Source organism: Flavobacterium sp. RSP46, from assembly GCF_003984825.1.
Classification (GTDB): Bacteria; Bacteroidota; Bacteroidia; order Flavobacteriales; family Flavobacteriaceae; genus Flavobacterium.
In genome coordinates, this window is the sequence record NZ_RYDM01000001.1 from 272,726 (window position 1) to 298,053 (window position 25,328).

Sequence of the window (25,328 nt, forward strand, 5' to 3'; positions counted from 1 at the left end):
AAAACCACTATAAATCATTTATTTTAAAAGAAACTTTTTGTTGTTTTACCGGGCTAATTATACCCTTTTTTTATTTTACAATAAAATAATTTTGTGGCATATAAATTATACATTTGAATTTCTCATCTTTGTTTCTTTAAAGTTGGGAAAGTCCATATAAAAACAAATATGAAGAATTATAAAAACACACTATTTTATTTAAGTGTTACTGGCGGTTTTATAGCACTAATGTATTGGATTATAACTAAAGGGAAGCATTTAGAAGTTGCAGAAACGATAGTGACACCAGAAAGTGGAAACGGTTCCTGGAGTGATTTTTTAGCGTCGATTCAGCATAACTTCCAAGATCCTTTGGCTATCCTTTTGGCGCAAATTATTACGATTATTCTAGTTGCTCGTGTTTTTGGCTGGATTTTCAAGAAAATTGGTCAGCCTTCAGTAATTGGGGAAATTATTGCGGGTATTGTTCTAGGACCATCCTTACTGGGATTGTATTTTCCGGAATTTTCAATTGCTTTATTTCCTGTTGAATCGTTAGGAAACTTAAAGTTTTTGAGTCAGATAGGACTGATTCTTTTTATGTTCGTGATAGGGATGGAACTCGATTTAAAAGTGCTGAAGAACAAAGCAAATGAAGCCGTGGTAATCAGTCATGCGAGCATCGTCATTCCCTTTACTCTCGGGATTGGTCTGGCTTATTTTGTGTACAATCGATTTGCTCCTGAAGGAGTTAAGTTCCTTTCTTTCAGTTTGTTTATGGGAATTGCGTTGAGTATCACTGCTTTTCCAGTTCTGGCCAGAATCGTTCAGGAACGAGGAATTCATAAAACAAAGTTAGGCGCTATTGTTATTACATGTGCTGCTGCTGATGATATTACGGCTTGGTGTATTCTGGCAGTGGTCATTGCGATCGTGAAAGCAGGAACGTTCGTGAGTTCCTTATACATTATTATGTTGGCGGTACTTTATGTTGTAGCTATGATTTTTATTGTAAAACCATTTCTAAAAAGAATTGGGGATTTATATGGTTCCAAAGACAGTATTATAAAACCAGTTGTGGCGATCTTTTTTCTGGTACTTATTATTTCCTCGTATGCTACTGAGGTTATCGGTATTCATGCTTTATTTGGAGCGTTTATGGCGGGAGCCATTATGCCAGATGTTCCAAAATTCAGGACCATATTTATAGAAAAAGTAGAGGATGTGGCGTTGATTCTTTTACTGCCTTTATTTTTTGTATTCACAGGTTTGAAAACTGAAATTGGGCTGATCAATGATCCGTATTTGTGGAAAGTGACCGGTTTTATTATTCTGGTAGCGGTAGTAGGAAAATTTTTGGGGAGTGCATTGGCCGCCAGATTTATAGGGCAAAGTTGGCGGGATAGTTTGACAATTGGCGCTTTGATGAATACCAGAGGTTTGATGGAATTGATTGTGTTAAACATCGGGTTGGAGCTTAAAGTGTTGACTCCTGAAGTCTTTACCATGATGGTCATTATGGCTTTGGTCACTACTTTTATGACAGGTCCGGCCTTAGATCTCATCAATTATATTTTTAAAACTAAAGATGGGGTTGAGATTTTGGAACCATCAAATGATAACAAATACCGAATTTTAATTTCATTTGGAAACAATGAAAAAGGAAAATCGTTGCTTCGATTGGCCAATAGTTTGATAAAAAAACAGAAAAACACTTCCAGTGTTACCGTCATGCATTTGTCTTTAAGTGATGAGGTACATACTTTTAACATGGAAGACAAAGAAAAAAATAGTTTTTATCCTATTGTTGAAGAATCCCATCTCCTGAAACAGGACATCACCACGATTTTTAAAGCAACGATGGATATTGAAACTGAAATTGCCGATGTAGCCAATCAAGGCGACTATGACTTGTTATTGATAGGTCTAGGGAAATCTATTTTTGAAGGGACTATTCTTGGAAAAGTAATTGGCTTTACCACACGGATCATCAATCCGGATCGTTTGATTGATAAGTTTACCGGCAAAGAAGGCTTGTTTGAAAACTCGCCCTTTGATGAAAGAACCAGACAGATTATTTCTAAAACCAAGATGCCAATAGGGATTTTGATCGATAAAGATTTACAGCACGTAAACCATATTTTTATTCCAATTTTTAGCCCTGAAGACTCTTTTTTGATTGATTATGTGCAAAAATTAATTTACAACAACAATTCTAAAATTATTCTTTTGGATGTAAATGGGCATCTTACGACTAATTTTGTCATGAAGAGCGCTATTGATTCTTTGGAGCAAAAATACCCAAATAACATTGGTTTGATAACCGATAAAATCATTAAAAAGGAATTTTTAGATCAGCAGGATTTAATGGTAGTCAGTCTTGAAAGTTGGAAAGACTTGGTGGACTCCAGAAGCACTTGGCTGAGCGGCGTTCCTTCGGTATTAATTTTAAAACAATAATATGAACTGGATTTTATTAATTTTAGGAGGTCTTTTTGAAGTGGGTTTTGCCACTTGCTTGGGCAAAGCCAAGGAAAGTTCCGGAATGACAGCTACATTCTGGTTGTGTGGATTCTTGATTTGTCTGGCAATAAGCATGGGATTACTTTACAAAGCCACACTCACTTTGCCTATAGGCACCGCATACGCGGTTTGGACTGGAATAGGAGCAGTGGGAACCGTATTGGTTGGAATTTTTGTGTTTAAAGAACCAGCTGATTTTTGGAGAATATTTTTCATCACTACTTTGATCAGTTCTATTATAGGATTAAAATTTGTGTCGAGTCACTAAAGGCCTATATTGAGGACGAAGCTTATTTTGACAGCAATATTATCTTGAAATTTACTCAACTGATTGGGTCCATACCGGTAAAACCCACCTAATCCAAGTCCTTTGTAAATTTGATTCAGTTCGATTCCCGATTCGAAATACCCTTTGTTCAGTGTCTTATAATCCAGTCCGATGTGCTGCTCCGGGTTTTGTAAATTACCCCAAGCCACGCGGGATACAATGACTAAAGACGGTTTTATTTTTTTGAATAATGTGACACGGCTAAACCCGTGCTTGAATTGAAAATAGGCATATTGACTGGAGAAAAACTCATTGAAAAACATGGTTTCAAAACTGTTTTTGCCTGAAAAAGTGATCCTTTGAATGATAGTTTCTTTGGTAATATTATTAGGCGAGGTGTTGTACAAATGAGTTAAGGGTATTGCGCCAAAAGAATATCCTGCCTCGAAAAGCAAGCTTGTTTTTTGACCGTTCAAATATTTTTTTTCATACTCGGTTTTAAAATCTATTTTGCTGAACTCAAAATCATTTTGCCAGATTTTGGGGAGTGATTGGGTGTATTGAAACGTAAATTTAGGAAAACGTTTTTCAACCTCAATTCGTCCCGTAGGCGTTTGCATATAATCACTAAATGGATTCCAGCGAAAAGAAACCATCGCAGTAGTCATCACGTAATTAGGATATAATTTTCCGTTTAAATTGAAAATATAATTGAATTGTGGTGCCACAGTCGTTCTTGAGAGTTCCCACAAACTTTCGGTTTTTGGAATGATTTTAGTCTCTATAAATGTTTTCCAAGTTACATAATTATAAAAAGTACTGATGTTTATTGGTCTGGGATCATAAATTTTAAAAGGCTTTTTGTCAATTGCAAATACGGTACTGGCAATTTCTCGAAGATCATCCGTATAGGAAACTCCTATCCAGGAATTAGTAAATTTCCCTACACGCGCTGCGATGCCTAAGTTATACTTAAAATCATCATCTTTTGTTCCGTAAGCGGTGTAGCCTTCGACTCTGAAATTTTTTGAAAATCGTTCGTTTGTAGTGCCCCCAATTCCCAATCTAAATCCTTCGTAGTTATTATAGCTAAACAATTTTCGTAAGTCTAAATCGAATTTTCCTATAGGTAAATACCCGTTGATAATTTTCCTGCCAAAACGGAGGCGGCTTTCAATTCTTTTTTTGATCGAAATACTGTCGAGTGCTAGATAGGTCTTTTTGCTTCGGCTGTCTAAGCTGTCTTTTCTGTAGGTGTCCCAAAAAGCTTCTGGTTTATTAACTGCATCGTCTTTGATTTCGATAGTGACGGCTGATTTTTTTATTTGGATCGGTATGTTATACTGGATTTCAAAATTGTTGGTTTGCGATAATAAATAGGTGAAATCCGAGGCTGTTTTTTTTCGTTCTTTAAAATCGTTTTCTACATCACCATCAAATTGAATCGTTCCGCCAAGGATTTTTATATCGTCATCATTTTTGCCCTTTACAATTTTAAAGGTTTTGTCCGTTGGAAACCATAATTTTTCACTGGGAATGTACTTAAAGTTATGAATTCCACTAATGTCAAGAACGCCTTTTATGCGCATTACCGCTTTGGCGACAGCAAAATTATTTTGGTCAATATAAAGTACGCCTTCCAGTCCTGACGCTCTTCTTTTTTTCTTGTTCTTGAAGTAAATCATGTAGGTGTTTCTGCCGTCAATGATCAGGGAATCCAAGAGTTTGTAGTTGTAATCTTTTAGGGCATCATTAGCAATGGGACTGTTGTACTTGGTCTCAAAAAGTTCGTAACCGGAATCGTAAATAGAGAAGGACTGCAAATTAAATGCAATGATTTCATAAACAGGTTGCTTGAAACCCGCCATTTTGGTGCCTAATATAGTTTCTTTTAATGTGCTATTAGCAAATTGATATTGTGACACTTTTTCAGTCTGAAACAGATGTTGCTGACGTACGATATCTTTAAACTTATACTCGGAAGAGTCAATTTTTGAAAACTGATCGCCCCTTGATTTTTGAACAAAAACAGAATCGATTCTTCCGTCAATAGAGTCAGGATTTGCGCTTACAATGAGTTTATTATAGGATTTAAACTCGAAACTGTAGAGTTTTTTTTGGGGATTATTGTTGTCTTTATTATCGATCGCCTTTCGGATAATTGCCAAAGCCGGGTTTTCGCCTGGAACCACCACTTCATTCAAATCATCTGTTTTTTGAGATAGCATGACCACATAATAATTTTTGTTTTTTTCAAGGGTAATTCTGGCTTTGGTGAAACCAATATATGAAACATCAAAGGCTGTAAAGGGAATTGGAGTAACGATACTAAACTTCCCATCGACATCAGAGATGGAGTTTATACCGTCAGTTGTAGTAATCGTGGCAAAAGGCAATGGTTTATTGGTTGTAGACTCTTTCACAATTCCATTGACTTGAAACTGCGCCTGTAGCGAAAGCGTTAAAAAAAAGAAGAACACACACAATTGCTTCATAAATAGGGTTTACTGCAAAACGGGTATAATCTCATTTTGGTATCGCAAAAGTAACAATAAAAAAATCCGTTCCCCTAAGCGAACGGATTTTTAATAGGATTTGAAAAGGAATTACACTTTCATGATTTCAGCTTCTTTAACCACTAAAAGTTCATCTATTTTGCGGAAATAACTATTGGTTAAGTTTTGAACTTCTTCTTCGGCACTTTTGCAAATGTCTTCTGATGTTCCGTCTTTTTCTAATTTTTTGATCTCAGTGTTAGCATCTTTTCTGGCATTTCTGATACCCACTTTAGCGTCTTCGGCTTTCTCCTGCTTGCGCGAGCGTCCCGCTCGTGAACACAATCTATATTGTCACATACTTTAATTTTAAAACACTACCACAAACCAAAATTATATTAATCTACTGCAGGCATCAAGATCGGGACGCTCGCTCCAGCAGCGGGGAAACTCCCGGCAGCGTGGGTTTTTTTATAAGATTTGAAAGGGAATTACACTTATGTTTTTTTTAAATATCCGAGCGGTCAAGCATAATTTATAAAAAAGGCAGCTTTAGAAATACTCTAAAACTGCTTTAATACTTATTCTCCCATACGATAAGAACTCGACATTAAAACTCTGTACAACATAATTTTACCTTTTTTCTGTTCATCGCAATCGATAATATAAATTACTTTGCATTTTTCAAAAGCATCATAAGTACTTTTTATAATTCCATATTTTTCAAAGAAATCAATTCCTATAATATCTGTTTTGTGTTTCTCTAAAAATGATTTGTTTTCTGTTCTTGTATCTGTTCGAGTATTGCCTTTCTCAGTTAAAGAATTTTTGCGGTCTGGTTTAGTGAAATTAAGATAATCACTGTCTTTATTTTTAACTAAATAAAAGAAATATTCACGATAATTTGAAGTATGTATCATTCTTTTTTGAAACTTGTCTTCTTTGAATTTAACGTAAATAGTATCAAGATTTTTCGTATGTTCAATATCTTGACAATATCCGTAATTAATCATAAGAAATAAAAAAATTGCTGTTTTCATAATAGATTTAATTTTAATTATCGATCTAATTCCCTGCTTGCGCGAGCGTCCCGCTCGTGAACACAATCTATATTGTCACATACTTTAATTTTAAAACACTACCACAAACCAAAATTATATTAATCTACAGCAGGCATCAAGATCGGGACGCTCGCTCCAGCAGCGGGGAAACTCCCGGCAGCGTGGGTTTTTTTATAAGATTTGAAAGGGAATTACACTTATGTTTTTTTATATATCCGAGCGGTCAAGCATAATTTATAAAAAAGGCAGCTTTAGAAATACTCTAAAACTGCTTTAATACTTATTCTCCCATACGATAAGAACTCGACATTGAAACTCTATACAAAGAAATTTTGTCTTTTTTTCGTTCATCACAATCGATGATGTAAATTACACTATTTACAGAAAAAGCATCGTATCTGCTTTTTTTTATACCGTATTTTTGAAAAAAATCTATTCCAACAATATTGTTTTTATGCTTCTTCAGAAAAGATTTCTTTTCGAATCTAGGCGAATATTTTTTGGCCGTCTCTGTTGAATTATCTTTAAAATCAGGTTTAGTAAAATATAAAGAACCTTCGTCTTGACTTTTATCAAGTGTAATTGTATAAAAACGATAATCTGCCGAACCCTCTTTCGTCTGATTAACAGATTTTTTAAACTTTACGTAAACAGTATCAAGTTTTTTGATATACTCAATATCTTGTGCATAACTATGAGAACAGCAAAAAAATATAATTAAAAAGGCTAATTTTTTCATATTAATAAACTTTAAGTTAGCGGTCTAATTCAGTTTTACCAGCATCAATATAATTTTGGTGTAACCTAAGAGCATCTGATGGGTTAGGAAGATCTTTTTAAAACCGCTTGTTTCATTCAATCCGTTTAAGCTTAAATTCCCAGCTCGCGCGAGCGTCCCGCTCGTGAACACAATCTATATTGTCACATACTTTAATTTTAAAACACTACCACATACCAAAATTATATTAATCCTTAATAGGAATTACGAGCGGGACGCTCGCTCAAGCAGCGGGAAAATGTTTTGCATCAACGTATTTTATTATTCCAACACCGGACAAACATTCATCGAATTAACTTCATATAAGAGAACATTGACTTTTTTCTTTACGGTAAAATCAATAATATAAAATACTTTTTTTGTGTAAACAACTGACATATAATGTCATTCTGCTCATATTTTTTTTTAAAATTTATTCCAATTATATGTTTTTTATTTTTTTTAAAATGATTTATTTACTTTCCTAACTTCAGAGACAATATTTGCTTCTTTTTTTTTCAATTTTTAAACTTTGGGTGTTGAAAGTAAAGCCCGAACTTTGCGGGTAAAACAAAATTGTAAGCGCCCTCTCATCAAAATTATTTGGTTGAATTCTAGTATCAATAGCGTATTTTTTTTCGTTGTTTTTTCCTTTGAATTCAATATAAATAGTTTCGGACTCTTTGAGAGAATTATAGTTTTGGCTAAACACTTTTATAGAAAACAGTAGCACTAGCAATAAGTAAGGTCTCATGATATGATGATTTGGTTTATGAGCAAGGTTCTTTTGCAGTCAATGTTTTGCTTTAGTAACAATAGCACTAATTTTACTCTCCCATCATATATGAACTTGATATTGACACTTCATAAATAGGAATTTGTCCATTTTTCTCCTCTGATCTGTCAATTATGTATATTACTTTACATTTTTCAAACGCTTCATAATAGCTCTTGAAAACGCCATATTTTTTAAAAAAATTTACTGAAATTATCCTTTTCTTGTTTTTCCTTAAATACGATTTTTTGATAAATCTAAAATCTGATTTGTCACCTATTTCTCTTCTTGTAGTTGAGGGGTAATCACTTACATTAAATTGTAAATATTCATCCTTGTTTTTTTCTTTAAATTTTATAATATACCATCTCTTAAACCCTGGATTATCTTTAGGTAGAACGGTCTTAATTTGCGTAGCGCTTTCTTTGAAGTCTACATATATTGTATCTAAGTTTTTGATTAAAGAAATGTTTTGGCAATAAGTAATACCAGAAACGAACAAAAGCATTATGTATAAGTTTTTCATATTTCTATCTATCTAATTCTATTTTTCCTGCGTTAATATATTGATTTAAGAGGGATTGTGCATCAGTGTCTTTAGGAAAATCAACTTTAAAACAACTTGTTTCATTTAGTCCACTTAAACTTATATATTTATAAAAGTCTAGCCAATTAAAACTAGTAGAAGTCATTGGATTTGTTGTCGGATGCATTGTATACGCTTCTAGGATAGTTCTTTTCGGTCCGGTCGTTACCAAATCTCTTATTTCTCCTAGAACTTTTTGCATTGTAGGAATCATTTTGCCGTACATAAAATCGTGCTGTTCGTTAGGAGTAGGATACATGGTGTTTAAAATTGTAACAAAATTTGCACCAACGGTAGGATTAGCTGCTTTTGAAAAAAGATAAGCATGAATGCATTCGTGTAATATTGTTTTTGCATTTTCAATATTGGTTTGGGATCTTGTTGTTCCTGCAATAAGTAATTGTTTACTAATTTTTATCGTCAAATTTTTGGTAACAGGATCTTCACTTGTGGTGGCATTAGCTTCTGGTTTAGAAGTATCATTGTCTTCATATACTCAATCGACTATCTCAAATTTAACATTAAATCGTTTACTATCGTGGAAAATATCTAAAAACAGTTTTTTAAATTCAGCAGACGTTTTTAATGCATCGAATAATTCATTGAACTTCTGATTTTCGGGTTTTGTAGTATCATAGGGAATACTTGAACAATCAATATTCATTGGTGATTTAAAAGAAGACTCAATGTCAATTTTTAATGAAGAGTCTCCACTTAATGGTGTTATTATTTGTAAGGAAAATTCTTTACTTTCATCGCTCCATTTGTTGTCTATTTGATATTGGATAATTTGATTGTATGAATTAGGATTGTCAATAGCCCATTGTTGCTGCTGAAAAGAAAGACTGTTATTAAAAATCACAGTATTCTTTATATCAAAACTATTTTCTGCAGTCAATATAGGGATTGTAATATATTGTTGATAATTCTCCGTATATGTATCCTTTGTTGGATAATCACTATTGTCGTAGCCGCCACCACCTCCTGTACCGTAGGGATCACCAAAACCACCATCACTTCCTGTTGAACCACTTGTTCCACCACCAGTACTACCACATGCATCAGGTGTTAATACTTTAACTGTTCTTATATAGAGGGTTGAAACTTGACACGACGTACCGGGTAAATGATGTTGTGTACTACCTTGATAAGGTGCTGAACACCATAATTGTTCTACATATACGAAACATTCTGATTCTGTGGTTCGGTTCTGTGGTTTGTTGTTATTAAATTTAGGTGCTTTTTCTAAACGATTCATTTGAATTTCACCTTCAAAATTCAATAATTGACCTTCTGATAATATAATATTATTAGGTATATATTTTAAAATGTATGCTCTTGAATTAGTATTAATTTCTTCTTGTATAACTAAATTTTCAAAACTTAAATTATCAGTAGCATTGTTTCTTTTTATTGCCATTGTATAAGAAATAATATTATTTAATTTAATTTTTTTTACATTGTCGTTAGTGATGATAAAATCGTTTTGTTTTTTGAATGCATTTTTTTTTGTAATCAAATTTCCACCTACTTTTTCAACTAAGTCTTTAAATTTAGAATCTTTTGCCAAAAGCTCTTCAAATTTCATTTCAGTAATAGTTGCTTTGCCAATTGAAGAATCAATATTTTCCTCATATAAATCTTCACAACAACTAAGTAAAATTAAAACCAAGCCAAGGATAGTTGTCCTGCATAAATAGTTTTTTAGCTGTTTGTTTGTTTGTTTGTTTTCATAAAATTTTTAAATGTTAATATTTCATAAAAATAAGAAATATTTTATAAATTATAATACCCACTTGTAGTGATATTTACAAAAAACAGAAAACCCGTCCAATTATACTAACGGGACGGGTTTCAATAGGTGTTGAGGTTGTTTTACACCTTCATGATTTCAGCTTCTTTAACCACTAAAAGTTCATCTATTTTACGGATATAACTATTGGTTAAGTTTTGAACTTCTTCTTCGGCACTTTTGCAAATGTCTTCTGATGTTCCTTCTTTTTCTAATTTTTTGATCTCAGTGTTAGCATCTTTTCTGGCATTTCTGATACCCACTTTAGCGTCTTCGGCTTCAACTTTGGCTTGTTTGGCAAGATCACGTCTTCTTTCCTCAGTTAGTGCAGGAACACTGATGATAATTACATCACCGTTATTCATTGGGTTAAAACCAATGTTGGCCACCATAATTGCTTTTTCAATCACGTGTAGCATGTTTTTTTCAAAAGGTTGCAACGTAATTGTTCTTGCATCAGGCACACTGATTTTTGATACCTGCGAAAGCGGTGTTGCCGATCCGTAATAATCAACAAAAACACTTCCCAGCATGGCAGGAGATGCTTTTCCGGCACGAATATTCAAAAATTCTTTTTCTAAATGTGCAATAGAACCGGTCATGGATTCCTTGGTGCTATCTAATATAAATTCAATTTCTTCAGTCATTTTTTTAGGTTTTGGGTTTTGGGTTTTAGAAATTTGGAGCAATCCAAAAGCTATAACCAGGAACCATTAACTATATATTTACTACGGTTCCTATGTTTTCTCCTTCGCAGATTTTTAATAAATTGCCTACTTTATTCATATCAAAAACCACGATTGGTAATTTATTTTCCTGGCTTAATGTAAAAGCGGTTGTGTCCATTACGTTCAATCCTTTTTTGAGGACATCTTCAAAGGAAATAAAATCGAATTTCACGGCAGATGGATTTTTTTCCGGATCACAATCATACACACCATCCACGCGAGTTCCTTTTAGAATCACATTAGCATTGATCTCAATACCCCGTAAAACGGCTGCGGTATCTGTTGTGAAATAAGGATTTCCGGTTCCGGCTCCAAAAATTACAATTCTTCCTTTCTCCAGGTGGCGGTCTGCTCTTCTTTTGATATAAGGTTCCGCAATGGATTCCATTTTTAACGCCGTTTGCAAACGGGTTTTCATTCCTTTTTCTTCCAGTGCACCCTGTAAGGCCATTCCGTTGATCACAGTGGCCAGCATTCCCATGTAATCTCCTTGCACTCTGTCCATTCCTGCGCTGGCTCCGGCAACTCCTCTAAAAATATTTCCACCACCTATTACAATCGCTATTTCTACTCCTTTATCATGAATTAGTTTAATTTCGTCAGCGTATTCAGCTAGTCTTTTTGGGTCAATTCCGTATTGCAAGTCGCCCATTAAAGCTTCTCCACTTAGTTTAAGAAGAATTCTTTTGTATTTCATGTGTGTGTTGAGTTGATTGGTGCAAATATAGACATATTCTGTTTTCTAAAAAATGCGTTATTTAAATTTTATAAATTTAGTTTTTCGTACGATTTTTTTGCGGCTTCATAGCCAATGTTAAATACGGCATCCATTTTAATTCGGTTGGTTTCAAACGTACTGTACAGGCATAAATCCTTTGGTTCTATGATCCAGTCGCAGATGTTAAATTTATGCATATTAGAATTTGCCGAAAGAATATCAAAAGCCCGAGTCGTTACCGCTTTGATCGTATTCAAATCTTTGGCGTCTATTTTTTGAATGGGACTCACGTAAACACCAATCAGGGTATCGCATTGTCCTTGCAGGATATCTGTTGGAAAATGATTTAGGATCCCTCCGTCACTATAAATGCTTCCTTTTATTTCATAAGGGGACAAAATACCCGGAAACGCCGAGGAAGCTAAAACAGCATCTGTAATTTTTGTTTCGGGGGCAAATATTTTTAGTTTTCCTCGAACCATATCGGTAGCTGTAATTTGAATTGGAATTTTTAAATCGCCCAAAACAGCCTCTCCAAAAATAGTATGAAAATAACTTTTGAAGGATTCTGAATCAATCAACCCCGCCTTTTTAAAGGTCAAATGTTTCCAATGAAAAAGATAGATCGACTTGAAAAACTCCAGAATTTCCTCCGGTGTCTTTCCCCAGGCATACATTGCACCAACAATAGCACCTGCGCTCGTACCCGCTATCTGAGACGGGCGTATGTTTTTTTCTTCTAAAAATTTGATCACGCCAGCATGAGCAATACCCTTAGAACCGCCTCCGGAGAGAACTAATCCTATCGATTTTGTTTTTAAATCCATCTTTGTAATTTAGGATAAAAATACACTTTTTGTAGAATTGAAACTGATATAAGTCATCTTTATAGGCCAATTTTATGCTAACTTTGTGTAAACAACTTACGTATTATGAAAATTCCTGTAGCTAAAGCATTATTTAACAGTCATTCCTATACCGATTACAGAAAACTTATTTCAGATTTAATATTGGAAGGAAAATCCACAGGAAAGGAACAATCCGAAAATTTGACGCAGTATAGCACCCTGAATGAAACCCGTATGCATCGTTTGGACAAAACCATTACAATTACGGAAGAAAATCAGATTAAGTTAAAGAATCTAATAAGTGAATACATTTGGGTGGTAATTTCAGAAGGTTGGTGCGGAGATGCTGCTCAGTTGTTGCCAATCATGAATACAATGGCAGTGCAATCTGGCAAAATTGACTTGAGAATTGTGCTGCGTGATGAAAATGAAAAACTAATGAACTTATATCTGACGAACAAAAAAAAATCAATTCCTATATTGATCGTTGTCGCTAAAACAACAGGCGCTATACTCGGTAGTTGGGGACCAAGACCTAAAGCTGCTGCTGATTTGGTTGCGGATTATAAAAAAGAATTTGGCGTTATTGACGAAACTTTAAAAACCAACTTACAACTCTGGTATTTGCACGATAAAGGGATAACAACCCAAAACGAGTTGATTGGTTTAATGGTTAATTTAGAGGTGTAATTTTTAAGTCAATACGCATCAAATTTTGAATAGTCTAACCTATTTTGTTTAAAAAGTGATTATTGGGAGTCAGGCATGTACTTTTATGGTAGCATGTCTTAAAACCAATATTTAAAAAAATATCTGATATTTATCAAGTTATTGATACCACAACACCTGTTTTATTGCTATCAGAGTTGCAGATTTAGGATTATTGGTCTCAAATATAGTTTAACCGTGCAGACTAAATTCTATTTGCCAGTTATAGCAGGAATCAATTTAACAAAGTTATTCCACGAGAATCCTTTTTTTGTAGTTTTGTTAAAAAGGAATAGTTGTGATAACAGACATTAATTTATTGGATTTAAATAAAACCTATTCGTATGTGAATTATCTAACTTGGGAATTTCAGAAAAAAATGGAATTAAGAAGGGGAGAGGATTTACTTCTCCTGATCTTTCCGCATTGCGTGGTAATACGCAGCACGGCTTAACGGTTCGTATTCTTCTGTTTCGCCCAGCATGACGAGTTTGTCATTGTCGGTTTTGCGGAAACTGTAATTCGCGAGATTTCCCGTGCGGGTACACACGGCATGGACTTTGGTTACATATTCAGCAGTTGCCATTAAAGCAGGCATCGGGCCAAAAGGATTTCCCTTGAAATCCATATCCAATCCGGCTACAATAACACGGATTCCCTGATTGGCCAAATCGTTACAGATCTTGACAATTTCGTCATCGAAAAACTGTGCTTCGTCAATGCCCACTACATCACAACCTTGCGCCAAAATTGCAATATTTGCGGCAGCGGGAACGGGCGTAGAACGGATTTCATTAGCATCATGAGAGACCACCATTTCATCATCATAGCGGGTGTCGATTGCTGGTTTGAAAATTTCGACTTTTTGCTTGGCAAATTGCGCTCTTCTCAAACGACGGATCAATTCTTCGGTCTTACCCGAAAACATGGAGCCACAAATGACTTCGATCCAACCAAATTGTTCTTTGTGATTTACTGTATTTTCGAGAAACATTTTGTATTTTTCTGACTTAAAAAATGAATAGTTTTTATTGCTTTATAATAAAGAAACCGACTTAAAAATTGTATACTTTTACGTCGTTTCAAAAGTATAAAATTTATATCAAATGGGAGATTCGAGAGCACTTATTTAAAAAAATAAAAATCGTGTTCACAAAGATTCCCTTTTCTTGGGACGATATCAAACGGAATACGAAAACGCATCAAAAAAGACCCGCTTAACACCCTATAATTTCAACAGACATGAAAAAAAAATTGGAAGCCGATTTAATCAGCATTGCACACAGAATATTACAGCTAAAAAATAAATCTGATATCAATCAATTATATCTGGAAACACAGAAGTTATACGAAAAACTTTCTGTCTTACGATTTGTGGAAGAACATTTCAGTGAAGCAAAACCAACCATTGGTATAACGGAAATCAGTAGAGAAATCGCAGCTGTTTTTGATACAACTGATTCCGTTCAACCACAAACAGTTGCGGTACTAGAAGAAACAATAGTTGAAGAAACAGTAGAGACGACTTTGGAACAAACCCAAGAAATAACTCCTTCAGAGGAATCGGATCCAGTTGCAACGGAAGAAGAAAGTGCCGTGGAAGTCCAAGAAACTGAAGCTGATAAAATTCCTGAAGAGGAAATAATTATTGAGGAAGCAGCTGCTGAGAAAACTATCGAAATGCCTTTAGAGCAAGCCGAAGCGCTACTTGAGGAGCATGAAAAAGAAGAGGAAATGGTAGTCGGCGAAACAGTTGTTGCTACGGAAACGGAAGCAGAGGATGAGACAGCAGAACCGGAAGCGCCTTTTGAACCTGCTTTTGAATTATCACAGGAAGAAGAAACGCAGACGGAATTGGAAATGCCAAAGAAAGCGCAAGCGGTGCAAATCTCTTTTGAGGATTTATTAGGAGGCAATTATCACGACACGCTTTTTGTAAAAAAACAGCAAGTAGATAACATTCCAACAGCAATAGTTATTGAAACTCCAAAAGAAAATCTACAACCTGAAGAACCGGAATCAGAAAGTACTCCCGCAGCACCAACCGAAAAAGTAGAGCCAAAAATAGTTTCGCTGAACGAAAAATTAGCCAAAGGAATCAATATCGATTTAAATGACCGCATTGCTTTTATAAAACATCTTTTTGGAAACAGCAGCGAAGATTACAACCGCGTTTTAAATCAATTAATCACATTTGATACCTTCTATGAAACTAGAGATTTTATCCAGGAAATGGTAAAACCGGACTATAACAACTGGGAAGGAAAACAAGAGTATGAAGAACGTTTTATGGATATTATAGAGAAAAAATTTTTGTAAATCGCCTTGAATTGTTCTGAATATACATTTGAACAAATACAGACTTTCTTTAAATTTTGTATTTAATTATTTTATCTATGTCAAAATTATACATCGTTCCTACGCCTATTGGCAATCTCGAAGATATGACTTTTCGAGCGATTCGGATTCTTAAAGAAGTCGATTTGATTCTCGCCGAAGATACGCGTACAAGCGGAAAATTGTTAAAGCATTTCGAAATTGGCACTCACATGTACAGCCATCACATGCACAACGAACACAAAACCATCGAGAATTTAATTTCGAGGTTAAAAGCCGGAGAAAATATCGCCTTAATCTCAGATGCAGGAACGCCAGCGATTTCTGATCCTGGTTTTTTACTGACCCGCGCTTGTGTTGAAAACGGAATTGATGTGGAATGTTTACCGGGTGCAACGGCGTTTGTTCCGGCATTAGTCAACAGTGGTTTACCCAATGATAAATTTGTTTTCGAAGGTTTTTTGCCTGATAAAAAAGGACGTCAAACTAGATATTTAGCGTTGGCAGAAGAAACCAGAACGATGATTTTATATGTTTCTCCACATAAATTAGTAAAAACTTTAGCGGAATTCATTACCTTTTTTGGCGAAGACCGCCAAATATCGGTTTCCAGAGAATTATCCAAACTACACGAAGAAAATGTTCGCGGAAGCGTGAAAGAAGTGGTCGATCATTTTAATAAAATAGCGCCAAGAGGTGAAATTGTCGTCGTGATCAGTGGAAAAACTATCACTAAAGAACCTAAAAAAAGTAAATTTTCGGAAGAAGAATAACCCATAAAAAACTATGAATTTAGAATCCTTTATAGATAAATTAAAGCAAACGCCAGAAATGATCACGTTTGCAGAAACCATCGCAACAATTGAAGATAACTACGATTTTACTCCTACGGCATTTGAGAATGGTTTGCAACACAATGCAGCTGGAGAAAATTCAGGATCTTGCAAGTTGTTTGCTTTCGCTGAAATTCAAAGTTTATCAGAAGCAGCAACATTAGCCTGTTTTGGAGCGTATTATTACGAAGATGTTTTGCAAAATCCAAACGGAACAGATCACCAAAACATCCGCAATTTCATGAAAACCGGATGGGATGGAATTGCATTTTACGGAAGTGCTTTGGTTTCAAAATAAAATTACAATCCGATCTCAGGTCGAGCGCAGTCGAGACACATCAGTTGGTCTCGACTGCGCTCGACCTGACAAAATTCCTAATACAATTTTATAATTCCTAATCAATATGCGTTGGACCCTAAAACCAAAACCTTCCGAAAATGCCGTTCAACATTTGGCGAAAGCATTGAATGTAGAAGATTTTGTGGCCACTTTATTAGTACAACGCGGCATTGAAACTTTTGAAGATGCCAAACGATTTTTTCGTCCGAGTTTAGCTGATTTGCACGATCCGTACTTGATGAAAGATATGGAAAAAGCAGTAGCCCGAATCGAAAAAGCAATTGAAAACGAAGAAAATATTCTTGTTTTTGGCGATTATGATGTCGATGGTACCACCGCAGTTTCTCTCGTTTCTTCCTATTTAAAAACCTATTATCCAAACGTGGCGACCTACATTCCGGATCGTTATGATGAAGGGTACGGAATTTCATTTAAAGGAATTGACTTTGCTGATGACAATGGGTTTTCACTTATCATCGCTTTGGATTGTGGTATAAAATCCATTGATCATGTGGGGTATGCCAAAGCAAAAAACATCGATTTTATCATTTGTGACCACCATAGACCAGGAAATTCTCTGCCTGAAGCCGTTGCTGTTCTCGATCCAAAACGTGATGATTGTAATTATCCTTATGATGAGTTGTGTGGTTGTGGAATAGGTTTCAAATTGATTCAGGCTTTGGGTGTCAACCGAAACCAGACAATTGAGGATTTGGTTCCGTATCTGGATTTAGTATCGGCTGCCATTGCCGCTGATATCGTTCCGATGACCGGAGAAAATCGGGTGCTGGCTTACTTTGGACTGCAAGTCATCAACACTGACCCAAGACCAGGAATCAAAGCCATCATTCACCAGATAAAAAAACAAACCTTAGACATTACCGATGTTGTTTTCATCATCGCTCCCAGAATAAACGCTGCCGGACGGATCAAACACGGCAATCATGCGGTAGAATTACTAACCGAATTTAATTTTGAGCAAGCCCAACAATTTGCTTCTGAAATTGAGGCATATAATTCTGAACGAAAAGATTTAGATAAATTAATTACCAAAGAAGCGTTGCAACAGATTGAGGAAAATAATGAAAAAGAACGTTTTACTTCCGTAGTTTTTCAAGAAGATTGGCACAAAGGAGTAATAGGAATTGTTGCTTCCCGTTTGATTGAAACGTATTACCGTCCAACACTTGTTTTCACCAAAAGTGGCGATAAATATGCTGCTTCGGCACGATCCGTAAAAGGATTTGATGTGTATAATGCACTCGAAGCGTGTACAGAATATTTGGAACAATTTGGCGGTCACATGTATGCTGCGGGAATGACATTGGCGGCAGAAAACTATCAAATCTTTAAAGACGCTTTCGAAAAAGAAGTGGAAAGAACCATTCATTCGGATATGTTGACACCCGAAATTGCAGTTGATGCCGAGATTGATTTTGCGGATATTACTCCAAAATTAATCCGGATTCTGAAACAATTTGAACCGTACGGACCACAAAATATGACGCCAATTTTCCTGACTAAAAACATCAAAGACACTGGTTATGGAAAACCTATGGGTCAAGATCAGGAACACCTAAAACTTTTTGTCAAACAAAATAATTCCGAAGGTATTGCTGCAATTGGTTTTAACTTAGGTGACAAAATGGAACTGACTACGCATCAAAAACCTTTTCAAGCGGTCTATTGCATTGATGAAAACGAATGGAAAGGAAAAATAAGCTTGCAATTGCGATTGCGAGATATTAAAGAATGATTATTTGTTATGAAAAAAAAAGACCCGTATTCGGCACTGCGGTATAAAGAATTCAATATTTTTTTGTTATTGCGTTTTGCTATGGTTTTTGGCTGGTCGATGCAATTTATTGTCATTGAATGGGAAGTCTACAGTTTAACCAAAAACCCGTTGTCCTTAGGAATTATTGGATTAATGGAAGTTATTCCAGCCATTTCAATGGCTTTATTTGCCGGACATATAGTCGATCAAAAAGAGAAAAAAGGATTGCTATTTAAATGCATATTAGGGTTTTCAATTATTAGTTTGGGCTTGTTTTTATTTACATGGCCACCCTTTATAAAAGACTTTTCTACCCAAACTATTTTATATTCTATTTACTTTTTCGTGTTTTTAGGCGGATTGGTTCGTGCTTTTCTTGGCCCGACGATATTTTCTCTTTTGTCTTTGATTGTTCCTAAAAAATTATATCCCAATGCTGCCACTTGGAGCAGTTCTGTTTGGCAAATAAGTTCCGTTTTAGGACCTGCGGTAGCCGGTTTTTCGATCAATTGGATTGGTGTTCATTGGTCCATGTCCATCGTTTTGGGGTGTTCACTTTTTGCGTTAATCGCTTTAACCCAAATTGCAACGAAACCTATTTTGAATCCAAAAATTGGCGAACCCATTATGGAAAGTTTGAAGGAAGGTGTGAAGTTTGTCTACAACAATAAAACGATTTTAGGTGCTTTATCACTAGATATGATTGCCGTCCTTTTTGGAGGAGCTGTAGCGCTGTTACCCATTTTTGCACAAGATATTTTGAAAGTAGGCCCGCAAGGGTTTGGTATTTTGAGAGCCGCACCGGCAGTTGGCGCATTTTTGATGCTAATAATATCCGCTTATATTCCTTTTACCAAAAATGCGGGTATGAAACTGTTGTCGGCAATTTTTGCGTTTGGGATTTGTATTATCGTTTTTGGACTTTCATCGATTTTTTGGTTGTCAGTTGCGGCTTTATTTTTAAGCGGTGTTTTCGATGGGATTTCGGTGGTGATACGCCAAACTATTTTGCAATTGAAAACACCAGATCACATGAGAGGCCGAGTTGCAGCCGTGAATTCTATATTTGTGGGTTCCTCTAATGAATTGGGTGCTTTCGAAAGTGGATTAACCGCAAAGCTGATGGGAACTGTTAGCGCAGTGGTCTTTGGTGGAAGCATGACACTGATTACTGTATTTATTACAGGAGCTGTATTCCCTACTTTTAGAAAACTGGACTTGCAAAAAGATATTGAGGAACATGAAAATAGCGAGTAATATTGTCATTGCTTCGCCAGTTTGCTATCACTCGTGTCCGACAAGGGGGAATCACACAATTTGAATAACTTGATGTGATTTCTCCTTCGTCGAAATGACAAACTGCACGGTTGTTAATTACAAAAGTAGAATGGCATTAAACATGCTATTTTAGAAAAATCTCAAGATTATTTTACCAAACTTTTATGCTTTTTTATGTTTTATTATTTAGAACAAATATAAATAATACTTATATTTGCTTCAAACTAATGAAACATGCAAGAAATAAAACAAATATATCATAACAATTTAGGCACTGCTTTCTACTGGAGAAAAGATAATGACGTTGTGCTGGACAAAGTCCAATTGGTTTTTAGAGAAATGGGTTTTTATTTTACCCAACAGGAACTGCAACTATTTAAACGTTGTATTGAAGACAGCTATATCCAAAACAGATGTTGCGATGATTGTGAACTGAAAAACAAATGCCACAAATTTTTACTAAAAACACCTTGTTCCCAAATTGATTTGGCCGTTTCCATGGAAGAATTAGATGCCGTAAAAGATTTGGTAGAAGGCACTTTGTTTAAAATAAATCTAGATGATTATTTGTATGGAGAGGGAATGAATTAGGGTTGAGTTATTAATTTCAACTTCAATCTTTTATAAACAGTTTGTAATTTTAGACACGAGCGAGGTGCTCGTGCCAGCTGGGGGAATCACGTTTTAAATATTCAATCTCTCTTTTTGCTAATTCTAAATATTTTTCCATATTATTTTTTAAGTATATTGGTTTTTTGTGCGTCAAATTCTTCTTTCGTCAAAACTCCATCATCAAAAAGTTTTTTCAATTGGGTTAATTCATTTGATGCGCTATTTGTTTGTTTAACTACAATATTCTTGTTTTTATCGTTTGAAACAGACCATATTAAAGCTACTATCCAACCAATAACAGTCCAACCTAATAGAAGGTTTAAAATGATTATTGAACCCGCATTTCTTAATTTATAACCTAAAATACTGGGTAAAAAATAAAGAGCTATTAATGAAATTATAATGATTGTTTGCATATTTTCTATTTAAGATTAATTTCTACTAAACTGTACACCAACTCCTTTATAGATATGACATGATCAGCACAATCCTGCCAAATTTATAGAGATTGAAAATCGAATCAATCAAATATTACCTAAATCAAATATACAAAAAAAGAAAACGTCAACGGAGAAGCATTCGCATATTTATAAGGTTTTTATGCAATAAAAAGAAAGGAGGTCAATACTAAAACACTCGAAAATTTATTAATACTTTTTAATCTCAAAATTCTCACCGTCAAAAACACCATAAGTAAAATACGTAATCCAGTCACCTAAATTCACATATTCGGCATTTTCTCCTACTGTTACTTTCATAGGCAAATGACGATGGCCAAAAATAAGGTAATTGTAGTGTTTGGTTTCTAATTTTCTTTTGGAATACAGAATTAACCATTCATTGTCTTCACCCAGAAAAGTCACATCTTCATCACCAGAGATCAGTTTGTTTTTTACGGACAGGTATTGCGCCAGTTTAACTCCAATATCCGGATGAAGCCATCTAAAAAGCCATTTGAAAAACGGATTGGCAAACACTTTTTTCATGCGTTTGTACCCTAGATCTCCAGGACCTTTTCCATCACCGTGGCCAATAAGGAATGTTTTATCTCCAAAAGTATATTCTTGATTGTCATGAAACACGGGAATATTCAGTTCTTTCTGGAAATAATCTTCCATCCATAAATCATGGTTTCCCACGAAGAAATAAATAGGGATTCCACTGTCTCGGATTTCGGCCAATTTACCTAAAATACGGATAAACCCTTTTGGGACTACGGTTTTATATTCGAACCAAAAATCAAATAAATCGCCCAATAGAAAAATAGCTTCAGCATCGTCTTTTACTTCGTCGAGCCAAGCTACGAATTTTTGTTCTCTCGGGAAACTCAATTCGGGTGTTGGTGCTCCAAAATGCTGGTCGGAGGCAAAATATATTTTTTTGTTATTGTGTAATTGCATGAAGTTACAGTATGGATTTCACATTATCACTGGCAAACCATTCCGCGAAAGAAGATTCGGTTTCTTGTAATTTCAAAGAGAAAAGGGTGATTCCTTCAGGTAATCTTCTGATGATTCTTTGAGAAAAATCAACTACCATATTTTCGCTTGTTGGTTGGTACTCTACTAAAATAACATGGTGTCCGCGAACTATTAATTCGTTTGCCAATTCGATATGCGGGGTTGTTCCGTTGAAAACAGTCGCATGGTCAAATTGATCTACTATTTCTTCTTTTACAATTTTCTTTAAATCCGTGAAGTCAATCACCATTCCAAATTTCACATTAGAGCGATCTGAAATTGGGGTTCCAATTACCGTTACTGACAATTTATAACTATGTCCGTGGACATTTTTACATTTCCCATCATAGCCATATAAGGCGTGTCCGGTTTCGAAACTAAATTGTTTAGTAATTCTGATATTGCTCATTGGAGTTTAATTTTGATGCAAATTTAGCAAATTGATATGAGAAATGGGATGTAAATATTTTCCCTCCCCAACCCTCCCCAAAGTGGAGGGAGATAGGATGAAATTATTTTGTTTGTTATCCGAATTTGATAATCCACAAATGTTCTAGCCCTGATGGAAACGGCATCCTTTTTATAAGGTGATTTTTTTTCACCTTATAAAAAGATATAGTGTACAGCAGGAAATAGCTCCTGAAATAAATTCAGAATAAATCCTTCGAAAATCACTTTTTGAATTGGGACAATGCTTTTCTGGTAAAATCAGACAACACCAATTTACCCGAAATCGCGGCGCGTTCTAGCAACAATGTATCCCAATGTTGCGTTCCTTCCCAGAAAACCTTTTTCATCTCCAATAAACCTTTTGGATTGTAACCGGATAATTTACCAGTGAAATCAGCTATTGCGGCATCCAGTTCTGTTATGGTTTCAAAAGTATTAGCGTATAATCCTTTGGCTGTGGCCCAATCAGCAGTTTTCCATTCATGGGCTGCGAGGGTCATTTCGGCCATTGCCGTTTTTCCGATTTTCTTCGAAACGACAGGTTCTATTACAAAGGGACCAATTCCGATCGCCAATTCTGATAGTTTTATTGATGCATTTTTTGTCGCCAATGCATAATCACAGGCGGAAGCAATTCCTACGCCTCCACCAACTGCTTTTCCATGAATGCGCCCGACGATAAGCTTGGAACATGAACGCATTGCATTGATCAAATGCGCAAATCCAGAAAAAAATTGTGTTCCTGCTTCTTCATTGGAAACAGCTAAAAGTTCATCAAAAGAAGCACCCGCACAAAAGGCACCCGAGCCTTCACTTTGTATAACTATCACCGAAACGGCTGGATCGGCACTTAAATTATTGAATTCAGTAGTGAGTCGATCTAACAATTCTCTTGGAAAAGAATTGCTCGAAGGATGACCAAATGTAACGGTAGCAATATTATTTTCAATTGTTGTGAAGAGCGAACCTATTGGATTTTCTGATACCATAGTGAGGATTTTGATGTAAAGTTAAAAAAAGTAAAGGAGGATTTGACTTTTTTTCAAATAGAATGGATTTGTATTTTGAAATTTGCTTTTTGGGAAATTTATATGTTATATTTGCGAACTAGTTTGGGGGATTAGCTCATTTGGCTAGAGTACTTGCCTGGCAGGCAAGGGGTGACCGGTTCGAATCCGGTATTCTCCACCAGCAATACCAAGCCTTACAGCAATGTGAGGCTTTTTTTATGGAGTCTAAGTGTACTTATTGAGTGTGCTTTCTTCATTAGTGAGTATGAGAATGGATTTTATTGGTAGCCAAAAATGTGTTTTAATCATTACTTTTGGCTGCTAATAATCATTGAAAAGCTATATTTTTTCAAATAAACTATCCATCGTAACTTCATTATCCATAACTTCATTGCTATAAGCATTATTTTTAACCCCAAAAGTTGTAACGAATGTGATAAATAAATTATCCCTTGTTAATGTTTCTTTCTTAAATTCACTTTTCTTTTTTCGAATATTTTCAGCATAAGATTTGTCAATAACAAATTCATTTACAGAAAATTTCATTTCACAAATATTAATACTACGGTCACTTCTTGCTATAAGTAAATCAATTTGAGCATTTTTATTTCTCCAACTGGAGCTTTTACTATCGATGCCTATTAATCCTAGTTTTTTTAATATTTGGTCAATATGTTTAAGACATAACGTTTCAAATGCAAAACCTCCCCATGATATATAACTCCTAGAAGTAAAAAGACTTGTCCAACTTGAACTTAAGTTGTTTTTAATAAATTTCAAATAGAAAAGAGAGTATTCATCTGACAGCCTATAAAGAGTGTCTTTTGTTTTTTTATCGTAGGGAAAATATTCAGAAATGAATCCAGATTCAATTAGTTCTTGAATCGTTTTTGATAGAGTACCGCCAGAAGGAATTTTTGACTTATCTATCAATTCCTGTCTTAACATCCCTTTTTGGGTTGAGGCTAAAGCTTCAATTATTCTCATGTGATTTTCAGAATTCTCAAATAAAGAAGCAAAAATTTGATTAAATTCATTTACTAAAACACCGTTTTTTTGGAAACATAGCCTATCAATTGCTACAGGAACACTGTCCCCTGGGTTAATTTTTTCCAAATAATGAGGAATGCCTCCAATAGCCATATACAATTGAAGATAGGAATATCTATCTAAATTAATTTTTTTGGATTTTAGAAAAAGTTCAGTTTCATAAAGATTAAAAGGCAACAATCTTATCGGTATTGTTATCCTATTATGTAAGCCTTTTTTATCATTAATTACTTTATTAACCATAAACGAAGCAGAAGAGCCACATATTACAACAATCAAATCATTTCGTTTTGTGCAATAGCTATTCCAAAAGTGACTAAACATTTGTATAAATTTTGACTTGTGAGTATAAATCCAAGGGAATTCATCTATAAAAATGACTTTTTTGGTTGATTTTTTTAAAGTGTCAATATAGTCTCCTAATAGTGCAAAAGCTTCCATCCAATTTATTGGTATGCTTGTCTTGGTTGGATGTGTATATTTTTTAGAAAGTTCAATATGAAAGTTCATCAATTGTTCTTTAAAACTTCCATCAGGAATTCCCGAAACTTCAAAAATCATTTCTTTAGAAAAGGTTTCACGAATTAAAAAAGTTTTTCCAACACGTCTTCTTCCATATATCGCTATTAACTCTGACATATCAGAACCGATAGCGTGATGTAATAATTCTATTTCCTTTTCTCTTCCTATAACTTTTTTCATAAAAGTGTTTTTATTGTTAGCCAAATGTATTAAATAATATTGAGATTTGGCTAACAATAGATATTAATTGGCATTAATTTTTAATAGTTATCTCGATTTACAACACATTAATCTAAGTGTACTTAATGAGTGGCAAAATACTTGAAAATGTATGATTTTGTATTACTTAAAAAACATTAACCCTAGTAAAATAGGGTATTCTTAAAATATAGATTCTACTGGCAGGCAAGGGGTGACCGGT

At 34.9% G+C, this 25,328-nt stretch carries 24 protein-coding genes, 1 tRNA gene and 1 pseudogene; 10 read left to right on the top strand and 16 right to left on the bottom strand.

Features of this window, described 5'->3' with window-relative positions; all coding sequences use genetic code 11:
* Positions 1 to 168 precede the first annotated feature (168 nt).
* Both EKM01_RS01215 and EKM01_RS01220 read left to right on the top strand, forming a co-directional pair.
* A complete protein-coding gene (locus tag EKM01_RS01215; protein WP_126457986.1) occupies positions 169 to 2,439 on the top strand; it encodes a cation:proton antiporter in 2,271 nt (756 codons plus the stop codon).
* A gap of 1 nt (position 2,440) precedes the next feature.
* Positions 2,441 to 2,770, top strand: a complete 330-nt coding sequence (locus EKM01_RS01220; RefSeq protein ID WP_126451953.1) for a multidrug efflux SMR transporter — start codon at positions 2,441 to 2,443, stop codon at positions 2,768 to 2,770.
* On the opposite strand, the gene EKM01_RS01225 is transcribed toward EKM01_RS01220, so the two are convergent.
* The 10 genes and pseudogenes from EKM01_RS01225 to EKM01_RS01270 form a co-directional block, all read right to left on the bottom strand.
* Complete coding sequence (locus tag EKM01_RS01225; RefSeq protein ID WP_126766366.1) at positions 2,767 to 5,265, bottom strand: DUF5686 family protein; 2,499 nt, start codon at positions 5,263 to 5,265, stop codon at positions 2,767 to 2,769. The two genes, EKM01_RS01220 and EKM01_RS01225, sit on opposite strands and share 4 nt — an antisense overlap.
* A 111-nt stretch (positions 5,266 to 5,376) precedes the next feature.
* Positions 5,377 to 5,574 (bottom strand): annotated as a pseudogene (locus EKM01_RS01230) (ribosome recycling factor); the annotation flags it as partial.
* A gap of 272 nt (positions 5,575 to 5,846) precedes the next feature.
* Positions 5,847 to 6,305, bottom strand: coding sequence for a hypothetical protein (locus EKM01_RS01235; RefSeq protein WP_126457995.1), 459 nt, complete (start codon positions 6,303 to 6,305; stop codon positions 5,847 to 5,849).
* 301 nt (positions 6,306 to 6,606) lie between these two features.
* Positions 6,607 to 7,065 carry a hypothetical protein gene (locus EKM01_RS01240; protein WP_126457998.1) on the bottom strand — a complete coding sequence of 153 codons (459 nt, stop codon included), beginning with the start codon at positions 7,063 to 7,065 and terminating at the stop codon, positions 6,607 to 6,609.
* Positions 7,066 to 7,910: 845 nt separating this feature from the next.
* Positions 7,911 to 8,384: a hypothetical protein gene (locus tag EKM01_RS01245; protein WP_126458001.1), complete on the bottom strand. Its 474-nt coding sequence runs from the start codon at positions 8,382 to 8,384 to the stop codon at positions 7,911 to 7,913.
* A 4-nt stretch (positions 8,385 to 8,388) separates the two neighbouring features.
* On the bottom strand, positions 8,389 to 8,868 hold the full coding sequence (locus EKM01_RS01250; protein ID WP_126766371.1) for a hypothetical protein: 480 nt from the start codon (positions 8,866 to 8,868) through the stop codon (positions 8,389 to 8,391).
* A gap of 72 nt (positions 8,869 to 8,940) precedes the next feature.
* Entirely contained in the window at positions 8,941 to 10,116 is a 1,176-nt protein-coding gene (locus tag EKM01_RS01255) for a hypothetical protein (RefSeq protein ID WP_126766375.1), read from the bottom strand.
* A gap of 203 nt (positions 10,117 to 10,319) precedes the next feature.
* Complete coding sequence (gene frr / locus EKM01_RS01260) at positions 10,320 to 10,883, bottom strand: ribosome recycling factor (RefSeq protein WP_126451955.1); 564 nt, start codon at positions 10,881 to 10,883, stop codon at positions 10,320 to 10,322.
* A 70-nt stretch (positions 10,884 to 10,953) separates the two neighbouring features.
* Positions 10,954 to 11,661, bottom strand: coding sequence for a UMP kinase (gene pyrH / locus EKM01_RS01265; RefSeq protein ID WP_126458007.1), 708 nt, complete (start codon positions 11,659 to 11,661; stop codon positions 10,954 to 10,956).
* Between the two features lie 68 nt (positions 11,662 to 11,729).
* Positions 11,730 to 12,509 (bottom strand): patatin-like phospholipase family protein, encoded by a 780-nt coding sequence (locus tag EKM01_RS01270; protein ID WP_126451957.1) that lies wholly within the window; start codon positions 12,507 to 12,509, stop codon positions 11,730 to 11,732.
* A gap of 105 nt (positions 12,510 to 12,614) precedes the next feature.
* Between EKM01_RS01270 and EKM01_RS01275 the strand changes: the two genes are divergently transcribed.
* Positions 12,615 to 13,220 carry a thioredoxin family protein gene (locus EKM01_RS01275; protein ID WP_126766379.1) on the top strand — a complete coding sequence of 202 codons (606 nt, stop codon included), beginning with the start codon at positions 12,615 to 12,617 and terminating at the stop codon, positions 13,218 to 13,220.
* Between the two features lie 421 nt (positions 13,221 to 13,641).
* On the opposite strand, the gene EKM01_RS01280 is transcribed toward EKM01_RS01275, so the two are convergent.
* Positions 13,642 to 14,232, bottom strand: coding sequence for a thymidine kinase (locus EKM01_RS01280; protein WP_126451959.1), 591 nt, complete (start codon positions 14,230 to 14,232; stop codon positions 13,642 to 13,644).
* Positions 14,233 to 14,480: 248 nt separating this feature from the next.
* Here EKM01_RS01280 and EKM01_RS01285 point away from each other — a divergent pair, with 248 nt between their 5' ends.
* The 6 genes from EKM01_RS01285 to EKM01_RS01310 all read left to right on the top strand — a co-directional run bounded on the left by EKM01_RS01285 (position 14,481) and on the right by EKM01_RS01310 (position 20,394).
* Positions 14,481 to 15,557: a hypothetical protein gene (locus EKM01_RS01285; protein WP_126766383.1), complete on the top strand. Its 1,077-nt coding sequence runs from the start codon at positions 14,481 to 14,483 to the stop codon at positions 15,555 to 15,557.
* Between the two features lie 77 nt (positions 15,558 to 15,634).
* The gene (rsmI, locus tag EKM01_RS01290; protein WP_126451961.1) at positions 15,635 to 16,348 is read left to right on the top strand and encodes a 16S rRNA (cytidine(1402)-2'-O)-methyltransferase; all 714 of its coding nucleotides are present in this window, start codon (positions 15,635 to 15,637) and stop codon (positions 16,346 to 16,348) included.
* A gap of 13 nt (positions 16,349 to 16,361) precedes the next feature.
* Positions 16,362 to 16,706, top strand: coding sequence for a HopJ type III effector protein (locus EKM01_RS01295; RefSeq protein ID WP_126451962.1), 345 nt, complete (start codon positions 16,362 to 16,364; stop codon positions 16,704 to 16,706).
* A gap of 106 nt (positions 16,707 to 16,812) precedes the next feature.
* Positions 16,813 to 18,504 carry a single-stranded-DNA-specific exonuclease RecJ gene (gene recJ / locus EKM01_RS01300; protein WP_126766388.1) on the top strand — a complete coding sequence of 564 codons (1,692 nt, stop codon included), beginning with the start codon at positions 16,813 to 16,815 and terminating at the stop codon, positions 18,502 to 18,504.
* A gap of 9 nt (positions 18,505 to 18,513) precedes the next feature.
* Complete coding sequence (locus EKM01_RS01305; RefSeq protein ID WP_126766393.1) at positions 18,514 to 19,782, top strand: MFS transporter; 1,269 nt, start codon at positions 18,514 to 18,516, stop codon at positions 19,780 to 19,782.
* A 255-nt stretch (positions 19,783 to 20,037) separates the two neighbouring features.
* On the top strand, positions 20,038 to 20,394 hold the full coding sequence (locus tag EKM01_RS01310; RefSeq protein WP_126458028.1) for a hypothetical protein: 357 nt from the start codon (positions 20,038 to 20,040) through the stop codon (positions 20,392 to 20,394).
* Between the two features lie 140 nt (positions 20,395 to 20,534).
* Here EKM01_RS01310 and EKM01_RS01315 read toward each other — a convergent pair whose 3' ends face one another.
* The 4 genes from EKM01_RS01315 to EKM01_RS01330 form a co-directional block, all read right to left on the bottom strand.
* The gene (locus EKM01_RS01315) at positions 20,535 to 20,831 is read right to left on the bottom strand and encodes a superinfection immunity protein (RefSeq protein WP_126767042.1); all 297 of its coding nucleotides are present in this window, start codon (positions 20,829 to 20,831) and stop codon (positions 20,535 to 20,537) included.
* A gap of 231 nt (positions 20,832 to 21,062) precedes the next feature.
* Positions 21,063 to 21,815 (bottom strand): UDP-2,3-diacylglucosamine diphosphatase, encoded by a 753-nt coding sequence (locus EKM01_RS01320; protein ID WP_126766398.1) that lies wholly within the window; start codon positions 21,813 to 21,815, stop codon positions 21,063 to 21,065.
* Between the two features lie 4 nt (positions 21,816 to 21,819).
* Complete coding sequence (locus tag EKM01_RS01325; RefSeq protein ID WP_126458035.1) at positions 21,820 to 22,284, bottom strand: 6-carboxytetrahydropterin synthase; 465 nt, start codon at positions 22,282 to 22,284, stop codon at positions 21,820 to 21,822.
* A 262-nt stretch (positions 22,285 to 22,546) separates the two neighbouring features.
* Positions 22,547 to 23,314 carry an enoyl-CoA hydratase/isomerase family protein gene (locus tag EKM01_RS01330; protein ID WP_126766403.1) on the bottom strand — a complete coding sequence of 256 codons (768 nt, stop codon included), beginning with the start codon at positions 23,312 to 23,314 and terminating at the stop codon, positions 22,547 to 22,549.
* A gap of 125 nt (positions 23,315 to 23,439) precedes the next feature.
* On the opposite strand from EKM01_RS01330, the gene EKM01_RS01335 reads away from it, so the two are divergent.
* Positions 23,440 to 23,516 (top strand) — tRNA-Ala (locus EKM01_RS01335).
* A 158-nt stretch (positions 23,517 to 23,674) separates the two neighbouring features.
* Here the strand turns inward: EKM01_RS01335 and EKM01_RS01340 are convergent.
* Positions 23,675 to 25,087: an ATP-binding protein gene (locus EKM01_RS01340; RefSeq protein ID WP_126766407.1), complete on the bottom strand. Its 1,413-nt coding sequence runs from the start codon at positions 25,085 to 25,087 to the stop codon at positions 23,675 to 23,677.
* Between the last annotated feature and the right edge of the window lie 241 nt (positions 25,088 to 25,328).